This window comes from Clostridium sp. CX1, from assembly GCF_025398335.1.
In the GTDB taxonomy this organism is placed as follows: Bacteria; Bacillota; Clostridia; order Clostridiales; family Clostridiaceae; genus Clostridium_AM; species Clostridium_AM tanneri.
In genome coordinates this window covers 1-1,317 of record NZ_JAODOO010000051.1, presented here as the reverse complement: position 1 = coordinate 1,317, position 1,317 = coordinate 1, and the positions used below count along the sequence as shown (strand labels likewise).

Below are 1,317 nucleotides of genomic sequence, written 5' to 3'. Positions count from 1 at the left end.
AATCCGCTTTGAGATGGACCCGCGGCGCATTAGCTAGTTGGTGAGGTAAAGGCTCACCAAGGCGACGATGCGTAGCCGACCTGAGAGGGTGATCGGCCACATTGGAACTGAGACACGGTCCAGACTCCTACGGGAGGCAGCAGTGGGGAATATTGCACAATGGGCGAAAGCCTGATGCAGCAACGCCGCGTGAGTGATGAAGGCCTTCGGGTTGTAAAGCTCTGTCTTTTGGGACGATAATGACGGTACCAAAGGAGGAAGCCACGGCTAACTACGTGCCAGCAGCCGCGGTAATACGTAGGTGGCAAGCGTTGTCCGGATTTACTGGGCGTAAAGGATGCGTAGGCGGATATTTAAGTGAGATGTGAAATTCCCGAGCTTAACTTGGGAGCTGCATTTCAAACTGGATATCTAGAGTGCGGGAGAGGAGAATGGAATTCCTAGTGTAGCGGTGAAATGCGTAGAGATTAGGAAGAACACCAGTGGCGAAGGCGATTCTCTGGACCGTAACTGACGCTGAGGCATGAAAGCGTGGGTAGCAAACAGGATTAGATACCCTGGTAGTCCACGCCGTAAACGATGAGTACTAGGTGTAGGAGGGTCCAACCTTCTGTGCCGCAGTTAACACAATAAGTACTCCGCCTGGGAAGTACGATCGCAAGATTAAAACTCAAAGGAATTGACGGGGGCCCGCACAAGCAGCGGAGCATGTGGTTTAATTCGAAGCAACGCGAAGAACCTTACCTGGACTTGACATCCCCTGAATTACTCGTAATGGAGGAAGCCCTTCGGGGCAGGGAGACAGGTGGTGCATGGTTGTCGTCAGCTCGTGTCGTGAGATGTTAGGTTAAGTCCTGCAACGAGCGCAACCCTTATCATTAGTTGCTACCATTAAGTTGAGCACTCTAGTGAGACTGCCCGGGTTAACCGGGAGGAAGGTGGGGATGACGTCAAATCATCATGCCCCTTATGTCCAGGGCTACACACGTGCTACAATGGTGAGTACAATTAGATGCAAACCCGCGAGGGGGAGCCAAACTAAAAAACTCATCCCAGTTCGGATTGTAGGCTGAAACTCGCCTACATGAAGCTGGAGTTGCTAGTAATCGCGAATCAGAATGTCGCGGTGAATACGTTCCCGGGCCTTGTACACACCGCCCGTCACACCATGAGAGCTGGCAACACCCGAAGTCCGTGAGGTAACCGTAAGGAGCCAGCGGCCGAAGGTGGGGTCAGTGATTGGGGTGAAGTCGTAACAAGGTAGCCGTAGGAGAACCTGCGGCTGGATCACCTCCTTTCTAAGGAATTATAACTAAA

General features: G+C 52.3%; 1 rRNA gene. It reads left to right on the top strand.

Going from position 1 to position 1,317, the window contains the following annotated elements:
- A 16S ribosomal RNA gene (locus tag N4T77_RS20070) occupies positions 1 to 1,298 on the top strand; the annotation flags it as partial.
- Between the last annotated feature and the right edge of the window lie 19 nt (positions 1,299 to 1,317).